General features: G+C 53.5%; 11 protein-coding genes, 2 tRNA genes and 3 rRNA genes. 15 read left to right on the forward strand and 1 reads right to left on the reverse strand.

The window, feature by feature from the left end; all coding sequences use genetic code 11:
• The first annotated feature begins 51 nt into the window (after window positions 1–51).
• The 11 genes from E2H98_RS16485 to E2H98_RS16535 all read left to right on the forward strand — a co-directional run bounded on the left by E2H98_RS16485 (window position 52) and on the right by E2H98_RS16535 (window position 12582).
• Window positions 52–627: a protein-methionine-sulfoxide reductase heme-binding subunit MsrQ gene (locus E2H98_RS16485; RefSeq protein ID WP_157591427.1), complete on the forward strand. Its 576-nt coding sequence runs from the start codon at window positions 52–54 to the stop codon at window positions 625–627.
• A 380-nt stretch (window positions 628–1007) separates the two neighbouring features.
• Window positions 1008–2534 (forward strand): 16S ribosomal RNA (locus tag E2H98_RS16490).
• Window positions 2535–2602: 68 nt separating this feature from the next.
• Window positions 2603–2679 (forward strand) — tRNA-Ile (locus tag E2H98_RS16495).
• A 23-nt stretch (window positions 2680–2702) separates the two neighbouring features.
• A tRNA-Ala gene (locus E2H98_RS16500) sits at window positions 2703–2778 on the forward strand.
• Between the two features lie 307 nt (window positions 2779–3085).
• Window positions 3086–5977, forward strand: a 23S ribosomal RNA gene (locus E2H98_RS16505).
• 185 nt (window positions 5978–6162) lie between these two features.
• Window positions 6163–6276: ribosomal RNA gene (gene rrf, locus E2H98_RS16510) — 5S ribosomal RNA — on the forward strand.
• The 16S, 23S and 5S rRNA genes sit together here with 2 tRNA genes alongside, the layout of an rRNA operon.
• A gap of 464 nt (window positions 6277–6740) precedes the next feature.
• A complete protein-coding gene (locus E2H98_RS16515; RefSeq protein ID WP_280529092.1) occupies window positions 6741–6992 on the forward strand; it encodes a FeoA family protein in 252 nt (83 codons plus the stop codon).
• A complete protein-coding gene (feoB, locus tag E2H98_RS16520; protein ID WP_133592313.1) occupies window positions 6989–8839 on the forward strand; it encodes a ferrous iron transporter B in 1851 nt (616 codons plus the stop codon). Before E2H98_RS16515 ends, feoB begins: the two co-directional genes overlap by 4 nt.
• A gap of 438 nt (window positions 8840–9277) precedes the next feature.
• Complete coding sequence (locus E2H98_RS16525; protein ID WP_133592315.1) at window positions 9278–10897, forward strand: methyl-accepting chemotaxis protein; 1620 nt, start codon at window positions 9278–9280, stop codon at window positions 10895–10897.
• A gap of 45 nt (window positions 10898–10942) precedes the next feature.
• Complete coding sequence (locus E2H98_RS16530; RefSeq protein ID WP_133592316.1) at window positions 10943–12142, forward strand: DNA topoisomerase IV; 1200 nt, start codon at window positions 10943–10945, stop codon at window positions 12140–12142.
• A gap of 14 nt (window positions 12143–12156) precedes the next feature.
• On the forward strand, window positions 12157–12582 hold the full coding sequence (locus tag E2H98_RS16535; protein WP_198325157.1) for a type 2 periplasmic-binding domain-containing protein: 426 nt from the start codon (window positions 12157–12159) through the stop codon (window positions 12580–12582).
• 39 nt (window positions 12583–12621) lie between these two features.
• On the opposite strand, the gene E2H98_RS16540 is transcribed toward E2H98_RS16535, so the two are convergent.
• The gene (locus tag E2H98_RS16540) at window positions 12622–13224 is read right to left on the reverse strand and encodes a 2OG-Fe(II) oxygenase (RefSeq protein ID WP_157591428.1); all 603 of its coding nucleotides are present in this window, start codon (window positions 13222–13224) and stop codon (window positions 12622–12624) included.
• Window positions 13225–13402: 178 nt separating this feature from the next.
• On the opposite strand from E2H98_RS16540, the gene E2H98_RS16545 reads away from it, so the two are divergent.
• From E2H98_RS16545 to prfC, 4 genes are all read left to right on the forward strand, one after another.
• On the forward strand, window positions 13403–14953 hold the full coding sequence (locus E2H98_RS16545; RefSeq protein ID WP_133592320.1) for a 2-isopropylmalate synthase: 1551 nt from the start codon (window positions 13403–13405) through the stop codon (window positions 14951–14953).
• Between the two features lie 2 nt (window positions 14954–14955).
• Window positions 14956–15579 (forward strand): uracil-DNA glycosylase family protein, encoded by a 624-nt coding sequence (locus E2H98_RS16550; protein ID WP_133592322.1) that lies wholly within the window; start codon window positions 14956–14958, stop codon window positions 15577–15579.
• Window positions 15579–16037 carry a ribosomal protein S18-alanine N-acetyltransferase gene (rimI, locus tag E2H98_RS16555; RefSeq protein WP_133592324.1) on the forward strand — a complete coding sequence of 153 codons (459 nt, stop codon included), beginning with the start codon at window positions 15579–15581 and terminating at the stop codon, window positions 16035–16037. Before E2H98_RS16550 ends, rimI begins: the two co-directional genes overlap by 1 nt.
• 63 nt (window positions 16038–16100) lie before the next feature.
• Window positions 16101–17675: a peptide chain release factor 3 gene (gene prfC / locus E2H98_RS16560; protein ID WP_133592326.1), complete on the forward strand. Its 1575-nt coding sequence runs from the start codon at window positions 16101–16103 to the stop codon at window positions 17673–17675.
• Window positions 17676–17781 lie beyond the last annotated feature (106 nt).

A 17781-nucleotide genomic window follows, 5' to 3' on the forward strand; every position in this document is an offset into this window, starting at 1 on the left:
CAGCTCCCTTTACTGAATCATCCAACCTGGCGCCGCTGGCTGCTGAAGCCGTTGGCGTTTTTCGCCATGCTGTGGCCGTTCGCCGATCTGCTGCACGGCGCGGTCACGGCATCTCTTGGTGCCGACCCGCAAAAGGTCATCATGCTGACCACCGGTCGTTGGGCGCTTTATTCATTAATGATGTGTCTGTCGATGACGCCGCTGCGGTTGCTAACCGGCCAACCAGCCTGGATTGCGTTCCGGCGCATGCTGGGCTTATTCAGCTTCTTCTATTTATGTTTGCATCTGACTACGTTTGTTGTTCTCTATATGGGCTTGGAGTGGCGTAACATCGGCGCCGAAATTATTGAACGACCGTATATCACTGTCGGCATGCTGGCCTTTCTTCTGATGCTGCCGCTGGCCATTACGTCGAACCGCTATTCGATGCGTAAATTGGGGCGCCGTTGGCACAAACTTCATAGATTGGTGTACGTCATTGCCGTGCTCGGTGTCTGGCACTATTTCTGGCAAGTAAAATCTGATCTGAATCAGCCCGTTCTGTTTATTTTTATACTATCCTTACTGTTCGGCTTGCGTATCTACAACCGGTTTTTCGGCGGACGCCAAGCAGTCAAAAGTCAATAGCGATTTTTATAAAAATACTGCTTGCATCATCGAATTTCCTCCCTATAATGCGCGCCTCACCGACGGGGAGCACGGAAGTGCGAGACGGCGGGGTTGGCACCGGAAGGTAAGCGGGCTGAAGTGGTCGGAAACGACGGTTCAGAAAGCGCAGAAAAAGGTGTTGACAAGGTGGTGCGATACTGTAGAATGCGCGCCCCGCTTCACGAGAAAGTGAAGTGACGCAGCGATGAGTTGCGATGCTCTTTAACAAGATAACGAAGTAATCTGTGTGGGCACTAGCGTTGAGAGAAGCGACGAAAATATCGTAATACTCTTACGTTTAGTGAACTCGAGATTCATAGTAGTTTCGAAATTAGCCAAGCGATAAGAGCCAAAGACTTGAACTGAAGAGTTTGATCATGGCTCAGATTGAACGCTGGCGGCAGGCTTAACACATGCAAGTCGAGCGGGGACTTCGGTCCTAGCGGCGGACGGGTGAGGAATGCATCGGAACGTGCCCAGTGATGGGGGATAACACACCGAAAGGTGTGCTAATACCGCATACGCCCTGAGGGGGAAAGTGGGGGACCGCAAGGCCTCACGTCATTGGAGCGGCCGATGCCCGATTAGCTAGTTGGTGAGGTAAAGGCTCACCAAGGCGACGATCGGTAGCTGGTCTGAGAGGATGATCAGCCACACTGGAACTGAGACACGGTCCAGACTCCTACGGGAGGCAGCAGTGGGGAATATTGGACAATGGGCGCAAGCCTGATCCAGCCATGCCGCGTGAGTGAAGAAGGCCTTCGGGTTGTAAAGCTCTTTAAGCGGGGAGGAAGGTCAGCCACTTAATACGTGGTTGATTGACGTTACCTGCAGAATAAGCACCGGCTAACTCTGTGCCAGCAGCCGCGGTAATACAGAGGGTGCAAGCGTTAATCGGAATTACTGGGCGTAAAGCGTGCGTAGGCGGTCTTTTAAGTTGGATGTGAAATCCCCGGGCTTAACCTGGGAACTGCATTCAAGACTGGGAGACTGGAGTCTGGGAGAGGATGGTGGAATTTCCGGTGTAGCGGTGAAATGCGTAGATATCGGAAGGAACATCAGTGGCGAAGGCGACCATCTGGCCTAAGACTGACGCTGAGGCACGAAAGCGTGGGGAGCAAACAGGATTAGATACCCTGGTAGTCCACGCCGTAAACGATGAGAACTAGCCGTTGGAGACCCTTGAGGTTTTTAGTGGCGCAGCTAACGCGATAAGTTCTCCGCCTGGGAAGTACGGCCGCAAGGTTGAAACTCAAATGAATTGACGGGGGCCCGCACAAGCGGTGGAGCATGTGGTTTAATTCGATGCAACGCGAAGAACCTTACCTACTCTTGACATCCAGAGAATCCTGTAGAGATACGGGAGTGCCTTCGGGAATTCTGAGACAGGTGCTGCATGGCTGTCGTCAGCTCGTGTCGTGAGATGTTGGGTTAAGTCCCGCAACGAGCGCAACCCTTGTCCTTAGTTGCCAACACGTAATGGTGGGAACTCTAAGGAGACTGCCGGTGACAAACCGGAGGAAGGTGGGGATGACGTCAAGTCATCATGGCCCTTACGAGTAGGGCTACACACGTGCTACAATGGTCGGTACAAACGGTTGCGATATCGCGAGATGGAGCCAATCCGAAAAAGCCGATCGTAGTCCGGATCGGAGTCTGCAACTCGACTCCGTGAAGTCGGAATCGCTAGTAATCGCAGATCAGCATTGCTGCGGTGAATACGTTCCCGGGCCTTGTACACACCGCCCGTCACACCATGGAAGTTTACTGCACCAGAAGCCGGTAGCTTAACCGCAAGGGGAGCGCCGTCCACGGTGTGGTCGATGACTGGGGTGAAGTCGTAACAAGGTAGCCGTTGGGGAACCAGCGGCTGGATCACCTCCTTAAAACCTGTCGCTAAATCTTAGCGTTAAGTGCTCACACAGATTACTTCGTCCGGCAAGACTGACAACACGGGTCTGTAGCTCAGCTGGTTAGAGCGCACCCCTGATAAGGGTGAGGTCGGTAGTTCAAGTCTACTCAGACCCACCAAATTAGGTGAGCGTTGTACAAAAGGGGCTATAGCTCAGTTGGTAGAGCACCTGCTTTGCAAGCAGGGGGTCATCGGTTCGAATCCGATTAGCTCCACCATCAAGCGCAAGTTACTAGTCAGTCAAAGTCGAATGTCAGTGCCGAGTCTTTTTGCTCGAAAGAGAAAAGAAGATTGGGCACTGACGTTTGCGGTCGCAAAATGCTCCTGCATTAGCGACACTCCTACATCCATGTAGGTCGTCGGTATCGTTCTTTAACAATTTGGATGACAAGATTGAAAGCGCGAGTGTGCAGCTGAGAAGTTGTGCGCTCTGAATGGGCGGGTGAGACCGCGCATTCGATAGGTAATACCATGTCAGCAATAAGTAAGGTATTCGCTTTGATTTGAGACCCTTTGGGGTTATATGGTCAAGTGAATAAGTGCATATGGTGGATGCCTTGGCGATCAGAGGCGATGAAGGACGTAGTAACCTGCGAAAAGCCTGGGGGAGTCGGTAAACAGACGTTATATCCCAGGATGTCCGAATGGGGAAACCCGGCCGTTTAGACGGTCATCGTACAGTGAATACATAGCTGTACGAGGCGAACGTGGCGAAGTGAAACATCTCAGTAGCCATAGGAACAGAAATCAACCGAGATTCTCCTAGTAGCGGCGAGCGAACGGGGACCAGCCAACAGTCTTTAGCATTTTATATAGCGGAACTCTCTGGAAAGTGAGGCCATAGTGGGTGATAGCCCCGTACGCGAAATATAGAGTGTGGAACTAAGTCTGTAACAAGTAGGGCGGGGCACGAGAAACCCTGTCTGAACATGGGGGGACCATCCTCCAAGGCTAAATACTCCTGATCGACCGATAGTGAACCAGTACCGTGAGGGAAAGGCGAAAAGAACCCCTGTTAGGGGAGTGAAATAGAACCTGAAACCGTATGCATACAAGCAGTGGGAGCCCGCAAGGGTGACTGCGTACCTTTTGTATAATGGGTCAGCGAGTTACGGTCTGTTGCGAGCTTAACCGAATAGGGGAGGCGTAGCGAAAGCGAGTCTGAATAGGGCGATTAGTAGCAGGCTGTAGACCCGAAACCACGTGATCTAGTCATGGCCAGGATGAAGCGAAGGTAACACTTCGTGGAGGTCCGAACCCACGCCCGTTGAAAAGGTCGGGGATGAGCTGTGACTAGGGGTGAAAGGCTAATCAAACGTGGTGATAGCTGGTTCTCCTCGAAAGCTATTTAGGTAGTGCCTCATGTATTGCTCCCGGGGGTAGAGCACTGTTTCGGCTAGGGGGTCATCCCGACCTACCAACCCGATGCAAACTCCGAATACCGGGAAGTATGAGCATGGGAGACACACGGCGGGTGCTAACGTCCGTCGTGAAGAGGGAGACAACCCAGACCGCCAGCTAAGGTCCCCAAATTATCACTAAGTGGGAAACGATGTGGGAAGGCTAAAACAGCCAGGATGTTGGCTTAGAAGCAGCCATCATTTAAAGAAAGCGTAATAGCTCACTGGTCGAGTCGGCCTGCGCGGAAGATGTAACGGGGCTAAGTGATATACCGAAGCTGCGGATGCCGCAAGGTGCATGGTAGAGGAGCGTCGTGTACGCCTGTGAAGGTGAATCGTAAGGTTTGCTGGAGGTATCACGAGTGCGAATGCTGACATGAGTAACGATAATGGGGGTGAAAAACCCCCACGCCGAAAGACCAAGGGTTCCAGTTCGACGTTAATCGGAGCTGGGTAAGTCGACCCCTAAGGCGAGGCTGAAAAGCGTAGTCGATGGGAAACAGGTTAATATTCCTGTACTTGGTGTTGCTGCGATGGAGAGACGGAGAAGGCTATAGCATCCGGAGAACGGTAGTTCCGGTTTAAGGTCGTAGGCAGTTCCCTTAGGCAAATCCGGGGGAACAATGCTGAGAGCTGATGACGAGCGTCCACGGACGTGAAGTGCTAGATGCCCTGCTTCCAGGAAAATCTTCTAAGCTTCAGGCAACACGAAATCGTACCCGAAACCGACACAGGTGGTCAGGTTGAGTATACCAAGGCGCTTGAGAGAACTCGGGTGAAGGAACTAGGCAAATTGGCACCGTAACTTCGGGAGAAGGTGCGCCGGCCCGTGTGTAAGCCCTTGCGGCTGAAGCATGAGCTGGTCTCAGTAAATAGGCTGCTGCAACTGTTTATCAAAAACACAGCACTCTGCAAACACGAAAGTGGACGTATAGGGTGTGACGCCTGCCCGGTGCCGGAAGGTTAATTGATGGGGTTAGCGCAAGCGAAGCTCTTGATCGAAGCCCCGGTAAACGGCGGCCGTAACTATAACGGTCCTAAGGTAGCGAAATTCCTTGTCGGGTAAGTTCCGACCTGCACGAATGGCGTAATGATGGCGGCACTGTCTCCACCCGAGACTCAGTGAAATTGAAATCGCTGTGAAGATGCAGTGTACCCGCGGAAAGACGGAAAGACCCCGTGAACCTTTACTGTAGCTTCACATTGGACTTAGAACCTGCTTGTGTAGGATAGCTGGGAGACTTTGAAGCCGAGACGCCAGTTTCGGTGGAGTCAACCTTGAAATACCAGCCTGGTATGTTTTGAGTTCTAACCTAGGCCCATGATCTGGGTCGGGGACAATGTGTGGTGGGCAGTTTGACTGGGGCGGTCTCCTCCTAAAGCGTAACGGAGGAGCACGATGGTGCGCTAACGACGGTCGGAAATCGTCGGGATTGTGTATAGGCAAAAGCGCGCTTGACTGCGAGACGTACATGTCGAGCAGGGTCGAAAGACGGTCTAAGTGATCCGGTGGTTCTGTATGGAAGGGCCATCGCTCAACGGATAAAAGGTACTCCGGGGATAACAGGCTGATACCGCCCAAGAGTTCATATCGACGGCGGTGTTTGGCACCTCGATGTCGGCTCATCACATCCTGGGGCTGTAGCCGGTCCCAAGGGTATGGCTGTTCGCCATTTAAAGTGGTACGCGAGCTGGGTTCAGAACGTCGTGAGACAGTTCGGTCCCTATCTTCCGTGGGCGTTTGAGAATTGAGGGAAGCTGCTCCTAGTACGAGAGGACCGGAGTGGACACACCTCTGGTGTTCCGATTGTCACGCCAGTGGCATTGTCGGGTAGCTATGTGTGGACGGGATAACCGCTGAAAGCATCTAAGCGGGAAGCCTCTCCCAAGATTAGTTCTCACTGGGGATTCAATCCCCCTGAAGGGTCGTCGCAGACTACGACGTTGATAGGTCAGGTGTGTAAGCGTAGTGATACGTTGAGCTAACTGATACTAATTGCCCGTGAGGCTTGACCATATAACGCCCAAAGCGTTTCGCTGATGTGGTTCCAGACCACAACAGCACTTCCTCCATCCATGGAGGTCGTACGGTGAATGCCTTAGTTGAGATGGTATTACTGAAAAAGCTTTACAATCTTGTTATCCGAATTGGCTGTTTGGCTTCGCTTGAAGCAAAGCCCAACGGGACAGCGAAACAGTTTGCTTGGCGACGATAGCGAACGGGAACCACCCGATCCCATTCCGAACTCGGAAGTGAAAACGTTCAGCGCCGATGATAGTGTGGATTGCCCATGCGAAAGTAGGACATTGCCAAGCTCTTAAAACCCAAAAAGCCCAGCTCATCAGCTGGGCTTTTTGCTTTGCGGGCAATTTGTCGTCATGGCGCCTCAAAAGTGGAACTGTGGTTAGCTCTTCAATAAAGAAATCCCGGTACGAAGGTGCCGGGATTTTTGTCTGTGGTGTTTCTTTTTCGAGCTCTTTGAACGATATATTCGCAACGGATGCTGCGAGTGAATTGTATTGCTCGCGATAACGCTAATGTAAAAACTGGCCCTGAAGGAAAGCGGCTAGCCGCTTTAATGACAAGATCCGCGACAATGCCAAACAATGCTTTTCTCCAAAGCAAATGCACGAATCCTGCTGCTCCAACGTTTTCCGCGATTCGAGTGAGATCCAATTTGGATCAATCCCAAACAGATCAAAGCATCATTAAATAGTTTTCTTGATCTAAATAAAAAGCGTTATCATTAAGCATCAATCTTAGCCAGATACCGCTCACTGTGCAGACACTCAATCAATTGAAGCAGGGGATGCGCGCCAATGTCCTGAGCATTCGCGCCAATACCAGTTTTGGCGTCAATGATGACCTCGTTACTCAACGGCTGATGGAGCTCGGTTTCGTGCCGGGAGCGACATTGCAGGTTCTTGGTTTTGGCTTTCTTGGCCGCGACCCGATGGCGGTGAAGCTCGGCAACACCAAATTCGCGCTGCGTCAGCAGGAGGCAAGCAAGATCGAAGTGGCGCTGGTATGAGTGCAGAGCAGGCGATGCAGGTTGCGCTGATCGGCAACCCGAATTGTGGCAAAACCGCACTATTTAATTTGTTGACCGGCGCTCGCGCCAAAGTGGCCAACTTTCCCGGTGTGACGGTCGAACGTAAACACGGCTTGATGCGGGAAGGGGAAGGGCGAATTGAAATTGTCGATTTGCCCGGCACCTATAGTCTGCGGCCATCAAGCCTGGACGAGCGGGTAGCGGTCGAAGCCATTTCCGGAAGTATTCCGGGTCTGCGTGCGCCGGACATGTTGGTTGCCGTTATCGATGCGGCAAATTTGTCGCTTGGACTGCGTCTGGTTGTCGAGTTGAAGTCGATGAACTTGCCAATGGTCGTCGCAATGAATCAATCGGACGTTGCCCGCGCTCGTGGCATAAAAATCGATATTGAACAGTTATCCACGATGCTTGGTGTGCCGGTGATCGCAACGGTCGCGGTGACCAGTCACGGCGCGGATGAATTGATTGCACATTTAAAAAAGCAGGTGGCATGCTCTGTCGCGAGACCACAACACCCGGCTCTTGCCAGTGTCGAGTCCGTGCACCAGCAAGTTGAAACCATCATCAATAAAGCGGTGATCGACCCGGGCACCATTCCGGTTTGGCAAGATCGATTTGATCGCTGGGTCATGCATCCGGTGCTTGGCTCCATCTTGTTGCTGTTGCTGCTCTTTTTCATGTTCCAGGCGGTGTTTGCCTGGGCTGAGCCGTTGATGGATTTGATCGAAGGCTCTGTGCTCGCAATCGGCTCTTGGCTGGCTTCCGTGATGCCGGATGGTTTGCTGAAAAGTCTGCTGGTCGATGGCGTGATTGCCGGTGTCGGTTCTGTCGTGGTGTTTCTGCCACAAATTCTTATTCTGTTTTTGTTTATCTTGATGCTCGAAGATTCGGGTTACCTGCCACGTGCGGCGTTTTTGCTCGATAGAACCATGCGTTTGTTTGGTTTGTCTGGTCGCGCATTTATTCCGTTGCTATCAAGCTTTGCCTGCGCCATTCCCGGCATCATGGCAACGCGAACCATTCAAGATCCCAAAGAAAGGTTGATCACCATTATGGTGGCGCCGTTGATGACCTGTTCAGCGCGCTTACCGGTTTACGCGTTGATTATCGCGGCGTTTGTGCCAGAGCAAACGGTTGCAGGATTGTTCAACTTGCAAGGCATCACGTTGTTTGTGTTGTATCTTGCCGGCATCGTCAGTAGCGCCATTGTTGCCTATTTCATGCAGAAGCATGGCGCAGAAACGATGACGTATCCGCTGATGCTGGAGTTACCCAGTTATCGCATCCCGGTTTGGCGAAATATTGTTTACGGCTTGTATGACCGCGCGCGAATTTTCTTGCGTCGGGTCGGCGGCATTATTCTGGCGTTGATGGTTGTGATTTGGTTTTTATCTTCTTTTCCTGCCGCGCCCGAAAATGCTGTGCATCCAGATATCTATTACAGCTACGCGGGACAAATTGGTCGTGCGCTTGAGTGGGTTTTCGCGCCAATCGGTTTTGGCTGGCAGATTTGCATTGCGCTGATTCCGGGTATGGCAGCGCGTGAAGTGGCCGTCGGTGCGTTGGGTACGGTTTACGCGCTTTCCGGTGAAGAAGAGCAAGTGGCGGAAATGCTGGTATCGACCATTGGCATGCAGTGGTCGCTGGCTACCGCGTTTGCGTTTCTGGCTTGGTATGTCTACGCGCCGCAATGCTTGTCGACGCTGGCGGTAGTTCGTCGCGAAACCAACTCCTGGAAGCAAGTGACGATCATGGCGGTTTATCTTTTTGCGCTGGCCTACTTGGCGGCGTTCGCCACTTACCGTTTGGCCCTATGGCTGGGGTGATGTGATGACCGCGATAGTGGAAGCCATTTTGCTTTTGCTCGCTGCTGCTTGGGCTGTTTGGCGGGTATCGCGTCAATGGCTGCCGGGTCTACGGCCGGGTCAATCGCATGGCAAAACCAGCGCCTGCGCTCATTGCTCGGCCGCTAGCGGTTGCAGCATCACGGAGCCCGAAGCAGGCTGTACGACCACAGCAGCAACCCTTGACCGACGCATTCCCGTGCGTCAACTCTAAATCCCCTCTTTAATTACCCTCAAGCTCCCACGATTGGCGACCGATACCCTTAGCGGGTCAGGCCGCCAATGCTTTGGTCGTTGATCGCCATCAAGCTCGCCAACTCTGGGCTCGCTGGCAATTTGTACGTTCACGTCTACACTTGGACATAACCAAGAATTGCCTCAGCGCATTGCCGAATAAGGCAACTGGAGGATGCACCCAACATGCAGTGGTTGAACGCCCTACCGATTCGCGGGAAGGTGCTGCTGATCCCGATTGCGGGAGCACTGGCCTTTACCCTTTACTTGATTTTCTCGTATTGGACCGCCAGCAATAACGCCCATGCGCTGGAGCGTGTGAGGGACGTTCGTTTTCCCTCTTTGCAATTGGCGGAGAAAAATCTGGTCGATCTAAAACGCTATCGCGACGGATTACAGCAAGCGGTATTGGCTGGTGAGAAAGACCAGCTCGACGCAGTAAAACAGCAGGGCGACGAGTTGGTTGAAGAAGTGATTCGACTGAGCAGTTTCGATAAAGAGTCCACGCGCGAAGTGGATCAAATCGCCGATACGGTTGCCGAATACGTTTCCACCGCATTTAATTTTTCTTCGCAAATGGTGGCGGGCACGGCTGACTTTTCCAATATGGAGGCCGATATCAACAGGATGAACGAGCAGTTCAATGATGCAGAAAAAGCATTGAGTGATTTTCGTGACTCGCAACTGAACCACTTCAAGAGCGGAATCAATGATGCCAATGCCGCCGCAGAGCGTGCTGTGCTCATTGGTGTGTTGGTCGGTGTTGCAACGGTTGTTCTGATGTTTGCCATTGCGTTGGCGATGGCGAGTCTAATGCGCCGTAATCTCGAACATGTGATTACCTCATTGAAGGATATCGCCAAGGGCGAAGGGGATTTACGTAGACGCATACCGAAAGAAAGTCAGGATGAAATCGGCGAGCTCGTAGACTGGTTCAACACCTTCATCGAAAAGCTGCAGCATATTATCGGTGATGTGGTGGCAACCGCTTTGCCGTTGGCAGAGCTGGCTCAGAAACTCAGTCGTGTCACCACGGAGACCAAAGCGCAGGTTGAAGAGCAGCAACATGGCGCCGTTGCCGTGCAGACCGCCGTTAACGAAATGAATAATAGCGTCGAGTCGGTTGCGCACAGCGCGGCAGAGGCGGCAACGTCCGCACAAGAAGCTGACGAACAAGCGAAGGCAGGTTCTAAGATCGTTCGTGAAACCGTTAGTCAAATTGAAAATCTGGCCGTTGATGTCCGTCAAGCTGCAGAAGTTATTCGCCAGTTGGATGCTGACAGCGCCTCAGTCGGCATGGTGTTGGATGTAATCAAAGGTATTGCCGAGCAAACCAACTTATTGGCCTTGAATGCGGCGATCGAGGCGGCGCGGGCCGGTGAGCAAGGTCGCGGCTTTGCCGTTGTAGCCGATGAGGTGCGCACCTTGGCCTCGCGCACGCAGCAATCGACGGCTGAAATTCAAAGCATGATTGAGCGCCTGCAGAGCGCTGCTCGCAGCGCCGTTGATGTCATGAGCAAAGGCACGCGCCAAGCAGAAATTAGCGTCAACAATTCTGCTTCGGCCGGTAAGAGTTTGGAATCAATTACCGAAACCGTCACCAATATCTCGCAGATGAACATGCGCATCGCCAGTGCTACCGAGCAGCAACAGCGAGTAGCCAGAACGATCGTTAACAGCGTCACTGCGATCAATGAACATTCACAAAAAACAAGTGCGAGTGCAGGAAGAATGACCGAAGTATCCAATGAGCTCGCCGGTCTGGCGTCGAAACTTGAGGCTGTCGCACGCCAATTCAGTATTTAATGGAAACATCCACAGGAACGTGTTCACCATGAGGAGCATCCCGTAATGAACAACAAACGCAAATGGGCATTTGCCGCTGTTGCCAGCTGTGTGATGACAGCGGTTCACGCCGATGTCAGCTTTTCCGGCTTTCTGTCTGTAGGCGGCGGTATCGCCGATGAGGAAATCTTTCCGGTAACTGGCGGTGACGCCTATTCCTACGCCGGCTATAACTCGGAAGATTTCACGTTTGACAGCGACACGCTGTTTGGATTGCAGGTTTCTTCGGAAATTTCCGAGAAGCTGCGTGTCACCGGCCAATTTGTTGCTCGTGGCACGGAAGATTATTCAGTCTCGGCTGAGTGGGCTTATATCAGTTACGAGGTTAATGATCAGTTCACCTGGCGCATGGGGCGCTTCCGCACGCCACTTTATTTGTATTCTGACTATGTTGATGTCGGTTATGCCTATAGCTGGATCAGAACGCCACGTGCCGTGTACTACTTGCCGTTCAATAATGTGCAAGGTGCTGACTTTATCTGGCGCTTCCAACTGGGTAGTTGGGATGGTTCGGTTCAGGGCTATTACGGCGCGTTAACGGACAGCTTTTTCAATACCGATTTCCAGGCCACTTTGTCTACAGAGTTGCGAAATCAGATGGGCGTAGCGTTTAGCGTTGGCAACGATTGGCTGACGTTGCGCGCGGCTTATCACCAGGCCGATTTGGCGCTTACCGGATATGAAACTCCTCAGTTGCAAGGGTTGATTGCAACGCTCAATGGTTTGGGGTTCTCCGACAACGCCAATCGCTTGATCACCGACGATAGTGGAAACTTCTTGGCGTTCGGCTACACGATTGATACGGGTATGTTTGTTTCGTCCGGTGAAGTGATCGAGTTTGAAGTTGAGGATTCGCCGTTTTCACTTGATAAGCGCGCATACGTGATGGCGGGCTTGCGGTTTGGCGATGTGCTAGTGCACATCACTCATGCAAAAACCGAGGACGAAGCAGCGGATTTGTCGAGCGGAATACCCAACGCCGGGCCCTTGGCTGCGATAGTATCCGCGCTAAATGGTATTGCCGCTGGTTCGGTTGCAGAAGTGGAAACCAATAGTATCGGGCTCCGTTGGGACTTCACTCCTGGCTCCGCGTTCAAACTGCAATATGACATGACCGAAGACACCAGTCCCGGCAATCTGGCTGACTTTGGGCAATCCGATGTCGAGCTGAATGTCGTTTCGTTTGCCATCCAAACGGTATTTTAAGAGGAGATGCCACGATGCGTAATGCCATGAAAGCACTGATCGCGGCCGCTGCTCTGGGAGTTTGCAGTGTCAGTTTTGCTGAAGTAGCGGTGATTGTTCACCCTTCTGCCGGGTTTGATTCTCTGAGCGAGGACGATGTCGCCCGCTTGTTCCTGGGCAAGGCAAAATCTTTCCCGAATGGCAACCAAGCCGTTCCGGTCAATCAAGATGAAGGTTCACCGGTTCGGGAGAAGTTTAACGAAGGCGTGACGAAGAAAAATGCCAGCCAGTATAAGGCCTACTGGTCGCAATTGGTGTTCACGGGTAAAGGTACTCCACCAAAAGATGTTGGTGGCAATGCCGAAGTGAAAGCACTGATAGCCGCCAATCCGAACATGATTGGCTATATTGACAGTAGTGCCGTTGATGGTTCGGTCAAGGTTGTGTACAAACTGCCATGAGATTGTTGCTTTAAAAATGGGAGCTTCGGCTCCCGTTTTTTATGCGCTGCGTATGCGCAACCAAGCAGCAATGCTGTAGCGCGCTTTCAGTGCTGGTAGCACTTCGTGTGGAATGGCTTCGCTCAGAAACACCAGCAAAGTGCCGCCGTGTGGAACGATATCGGTCATCACTTCCTGGCCGTTGTACAAACGAATCGCGCCGCCATCTTCGGCTTGCCAATCGGGATTCAGATAACAGACAACGGTAATGCGGCGCGCGTTGTTGCCGCGAAAGCTGTCAAAGTGGCGGCGATAAAATCCTCCTGCTGGAAAGCAGGCGAAGTGTGCTTCCTGTTCGACCAATCCTAGAAAAAATTGCTCATTCAGGGTTTGTCGCAAGCGATCAAGGCCAGCCATGAACTGCTGTTGCAGCGGCGAATTTTCATCGAACCAGGCGGTCAAATCACTACGGGTATGGGGCTGAACCTGACGGCCGGTACCGCGACCAATCGCCGCGGGTTGCATCAGGCCGTTTTCGTGTAAATGCGCCGCCTGTTGCCGCAGCTGCATGACGTCTTCAGCCGACAGTGCATCGGTTAGGGCGTACCAGTCTTTTTCCGCGAGGGCGGAGGCGATTTCCTGACACTGTTGCAGTGACAACATGGGGCTAACGTGAGCTACGTAAGGGTCGCGCATTCTAGTGGAGTCGTGGCTCGCAAATGAAGGGAATTTTACTGGCCCGATTGGGTTTGGCTTTCGTATAGCGGTAAGATAACGGCATTGATCTGAACGCCTCCGGTTCCTATATCGGAGAAAGGTAACGAACGGGAGAAGGCCGCTCATGAGCGAAGCGCAAAAGCTGATTATTTTCGATACGACGTTGCGGGATGGTGAACAAAGCCCCGGCGCGTCGATGGACAGGGACGAAAAGGTCGCGATTGCCCGAATGCTCGAGCGGATGAGAGTTGATGTCATCGAGGCCGGCTTTGCCATTGCCAGTCCGGGCGATTTCGAGTCGGTGCAAGCTGTCGCTACCGCGGTCAAGGATTCCACCGTCTGCTCACTGTCGCGGGCGCTCGACAAAGACATCGAGCGCGCCGCTGAAGCGTTGAAGCCAGCCGCACGCGGTCGCATTCACACTTTTATCGCGACTTCGCCGATTCACATGAAATTCAAGCTGCAGATGGAGCCGGACAAGGTTATCGAACAGGCCGTGCGCGCGGTGAAAAAAGCCCGCAGTCTGATCGACGATGTCGAATTCTCTTGCGAGGACGCTGGCCGCTCCGAGCTGGATTTCCTGTGCCGGATTATCGAGCAGGTGATCGATGCCGGTGCCCGCACGATCAATATTCCGGATACCGTCGGTTATGCAATGCCGCGTCAATACGGCGAAACCATTCGCCAGTTGATCGAACGCATTCCGAACAGCGATAAAGCCATTTTCTCGGTGCATTGCCACAACGATTTGGGTCTGGCGGTCGCCAACTCGTTGGACGCGGTCATGGCTGGCGCACGCCAGGTCGAGTGCACGATCAACGGTCTGGGTGAGCGAGCCGGTAATGCCAGCCTTGAAGAAATTGTCATGGCTGTGCGTACCCGCAAGGACTTTTTCCCGGTTTACACCGATATTGACACGACCCATATCGTGCCGACCTCGAAACTGGTTTCCCGCGTCACCGGCTTTCCGGTGCAGCCGAACAAGGCCATCGTTGGCAATAATGCCTTTGCGCACGAGTCCGGCATTCACCAGGACGGCATGCTGAAAAACCGCGAAACTTACGAAATCATGCGCGCTGAAGATGTGGGTTGGTCAACCAATCGGATGGTGCTCGGCAAGCATTCCGGCCGTAACGCGTTCAAGAGCCATTTGGCCGAACTCGGCGTGTTGTTTGCCAGTGAGGCCGAGTTGAATGCCGCGTTTGCTCGCTTCAAGGAGTTGGCGGACAAGAAGCACGATATTTTTGATGACGACTTGCTGGCCATCGCCAAGGATTCGCAGCAACTGCATGTTGCCGAATCGGTAAAACTGGTCAGTTTGAACGTTCATTCGGAAACCGGTGAGCAGCCGACGGCGAAAATCGTGCTGAATATCAATGGCGAGGAGAAACGTGCTGAAAGCCAGGGCAATGGCCCGGTCGATGCCGCCTTCCGTGCGATCAACGCCTTGATTCAGGAAGCGCCGACGGTCAGTGTTCAGGAATACACCGTCAACGCTGTCACCCAAGGGATGGACTCGCAGGTCGAGGTCAATGTCCGGGTCGAGCATGACAACCATATCGTCACCGGCCATGGCGCCGATCTCGATATTCTGGTTGCCTCGGCCAAGGCCTACCTGCACGCGCTGAACACGCTGAGTACGGTCGAATCACGTCTGCATCCGCACGTTCATTGAGTATGGATGTTCTGCAACGGTTAGGCATTCCGCGCTGGCAGCTACGTCAGCCGCAGGGAATGGCGGCCTCGGATTTTCCAGCACAGGAACCTGAGCTGACACCATCGGTGCCGGCTCAGAGCCTGCTCGCCGAGTCCGAACCCGTGCAACGCCCTCCAGTTGCTTCGGCAGTAACTCCGGTAGCGGCGCCAAAGCTGCCAGTTTCAACGTCCCGTATGCAATTGCGCGGACGAGTATTGAATGCCGGCGCCGATGCCCGTTGCTGGGTAGTGGCCTGTGCTGAACACAACGCCCAGGACCGGCTGCTGGATATCCATCAGGAAAGTGGTCGCTTGCTGGCCGCCATGCTGAAAACCCTGCCGTTCTCTAGTTCACTGGCGATGATCGGTGTCGAGCGCAGCGAACCGCTGGCGGAATTGCCGGTGCTGTTGCTACTCGGCGACCACAGCGCCAAAACCGTGCTCGGTCCAGATGTGCCAGCGCCGTACCGTGGTCGCGTGCATCTGCTTGGCGGCATGCAGGTGGTCTGCACCTACCACCCGGCCGAGCTGCGCCAGAACCCAACGCTGAAGCCGTTAGCCTGGCAGGACTTGCAACTACTGGCCGGCCTTGTCGCTACGCATTGATGAAATCTCTAGGACGTGACCTCTGGCTACGGCCAATGAGTTCGGCCGACTTGGATGCCGTGCTCGCCATCGAATTTCGGGCCTACTCGGTACCCTGGTCACGCAATAATCTTGCGGAATCTTTGGCTTACGGCCATCACTGTGTTTGCCTGATGCAGGAGCAGCGGCTGATTGGCTACTACATCAGCCAAACCATCGTCGATGAGGCGCATCTTCTGAATATCTGCATCGATCCGGACCTGCAACGCCGCGGTCTCGGTGAGTTGCTGCTGCAAGAATGGATGCTGGCTGCGAGAGAAGAGGGCGCAAGCCGGGCCTTGCTTGAGGTGCGGGTGTCGAATCCGGCGGCGCAGGCGCTGTACCAGAAGCTCGGTTTTCAGCTGCTCTCAAGGCGTAAAGGCTACTATAGAACCCTTACAGGCAAGGAAGACGGTCTGGTCATGGCCAGGACAATTTAGCGCCGCCGGCGGGTCAGGCTCGGGTATAATTCCCGCCCTTTTCTGTTCCAGTTCATACGATTCATGCAGTCTGAAGTTGCCCGCCGTCGCACGTTTGCGATCATTTCCCACCCGGACGCCGGTAAAACCACGATGACCGAGAAGCTGCTGCTGCACGGCGGAGCGATTCAGGTCGCCGGCGCCGTCAAAAGCCGTCGCAGCGCCCGGGCCGTGACCTCGGACTGGATGGAGCTGGAACGCCAGCGGGGTATCTCGGTAACGACTTCCGTGATGCAGTTTCCTTACAAGGATTGCATCATCAACCTGCTCGATACCCCAGGCCACGAAGACTTCTCGGAAGACACCTACCGGACGCTGACGGCCGTTGATTCGGCGCTGATGGTCATCGACGGCTCGAAAGGCGTTGAAGATCGCACCATCAAGCTGATGGAAGTTTGCCGTCTGCGTGACACGCCAATTCTGACGTTCATCAACAAGATGGACCGCGATATCCGCGATCCGATCGAAGTGCTAGACGAAATCGAACGCATTCTGAACATCCAATGTGCGCCGATCACCTGGCCGATTGGCATGGGCAAATTTTTTAAAGGCGTTTATCACCTGCACCGTGACGAGGTGTACCTGTACCAAACCGGTATGGGCCACACGATTCAGGAGCGCCGGTTGATCAAAGGCCTGAACAATCCGGAGCTGGACGCCACGATTGGTTCACTGGCAGACGATTTCCGCGCCGAGTTGGAACTGGTGCAGGGCGCCAGCCACGAGTTCGACCGACAAGCTTTTCTCGACGGCAAACAAACGCCGGTATTTTTCGGTACGGCTCTCGGTAACTTTGGCGTTTCCGAATTGCTGGATGGTTTGACGGAATGGGCTCCCGCGCCGATTCATCGTCAGGCAGTCGAGCGAGATGTTGATGCCTCGGAAGAAAAATTCACCGCGTTCGTATTCAAGATTCAAGCGAACATGGATCCGGCGCACCGTGACCGCATAGCTTTTGCCCGAATCTGCTCCGGCGTCTACAACCAGGGCATGAAAGCATTCCACGTACGCATGGGCCGCGATGTTAATTTGGGCAATGCGTTAACATTTATGGCGCGCGATCGCGAGCATGTTGAAGAAGCCTATGCCGGCGACATCATCGGTCTACACAACCATGGCACCATTCAAATCGGCGATACGTTTACGCTCGGCGAGAAGCTGAAATTCACCGGTATTCCGCATTTCGCGCCGGAACTGTTCCGTCGTGTGCGCTTGAAAGATCCGCTGAAAAGCAAGCAATTGCAGAAAGGCCTGATTCAATTGTCAGAAGAGGGCGCTACGCAAGTTTTCCGGCCATTGAACAGCAACGATCTGATCCTCGGTGCCGTCGGTGTGCTGCAGTTCGATGTTGTCATGCACCGCCTGAAAGCCGAATACAACGTTGATTGCGGTTACGAGCCCATCGCCATCGCCACCGCCCGTTGGGTGCGTTGCGATAACGATAAAAAATTCGAGGAATTCAAAGATCGTTGCCACGACAACCTGGCGCTTGATGGGGCCGATAACCTGACTTACCTGGCACCAACGCAAGTCAATCTGCGCCTGACCCAGGAGCGCTATCCGGATGTGGTGTTTATGGAAACCCGCGAACACTCGTAATTCGCTTTCAATCCAGTCCAACGCGTCGTGCGCAAGCCGGCGCGTTTTTTATTGCCAATAATTCGACTACTGGCGTTCAACTTGCGGGAGGATGAACGCAATGCTT

This window comes from Permianibacter aggregans (assembly GCF_009756665.1).
Lineage (GTDB): Bacteria > Pseudomonadota > Gammaproteobacteria > Enterobacterales > Permianibacteraceae > Permianibacter > Permianibacter aggregans.

Coding starts and splice junctions, on each gene's coding strand:
- feoB (WP_133592313.1), top strand. CDS start 6,989: ATGAGTGCAGAGCAGGCGATGCAGGTTGCGCTGATCGGCAACCCGAAT.
- E2H98_RS16525 (WP_133592315.1), top strand. CDS start 9,278: ATGCAGTGGTTGAACGCCCTACCGATTCGCGGGAAGGTGCTGCTGATC.
- E2H98_RS16530 (WP_133592316.1), top strand. CDS start 10,943: ATGAACAACAAACGCAAATGGGCATTTGCCGCTGTTGCCAGCTGTGTG.
- E2H98_RS16535 (WP_198325157.1), top strand. CDS start 12,157: ATGCGTAATGCCATGAAAGCACTGATCGCGGCCGCTGCTCTGGGAGTT.
- E2H98_RS16540 (WP_157591428.1), bottom strand. CDS start 13,224: ATGTTGTCACTGCAACAGTGTCAGGAAATCGCCTCCGCCCTCGCGGAA.
- E2H98_RS16545 (WP_133592320.1), top strand. CDS start 13,403: ATGAGCGAAGCGCAAAAGCTGATTATTTTCGATACGACGTTGCGGGAT.
- E2H98_RS16550 (WP_133592322.1), top strand. CDS start 14,956: ATGGATGTTCTGCAACGGTTAGGCATTCCGCGCTGGCAGCTACGTCAG.
- rimI (WP_133592324.1), top strand. CDS start 15,579: ATGAAATCTCTAGGACGTGACCTCTGGCTACGGCCAATGAGTTCGGCC.
- prfC (WP_133592326.1), top strand. CDS start 16,101: ATGCAGTCTGAAGTTGCCCGCCGTCGCACGTTTGCGATCATTTCCCAC.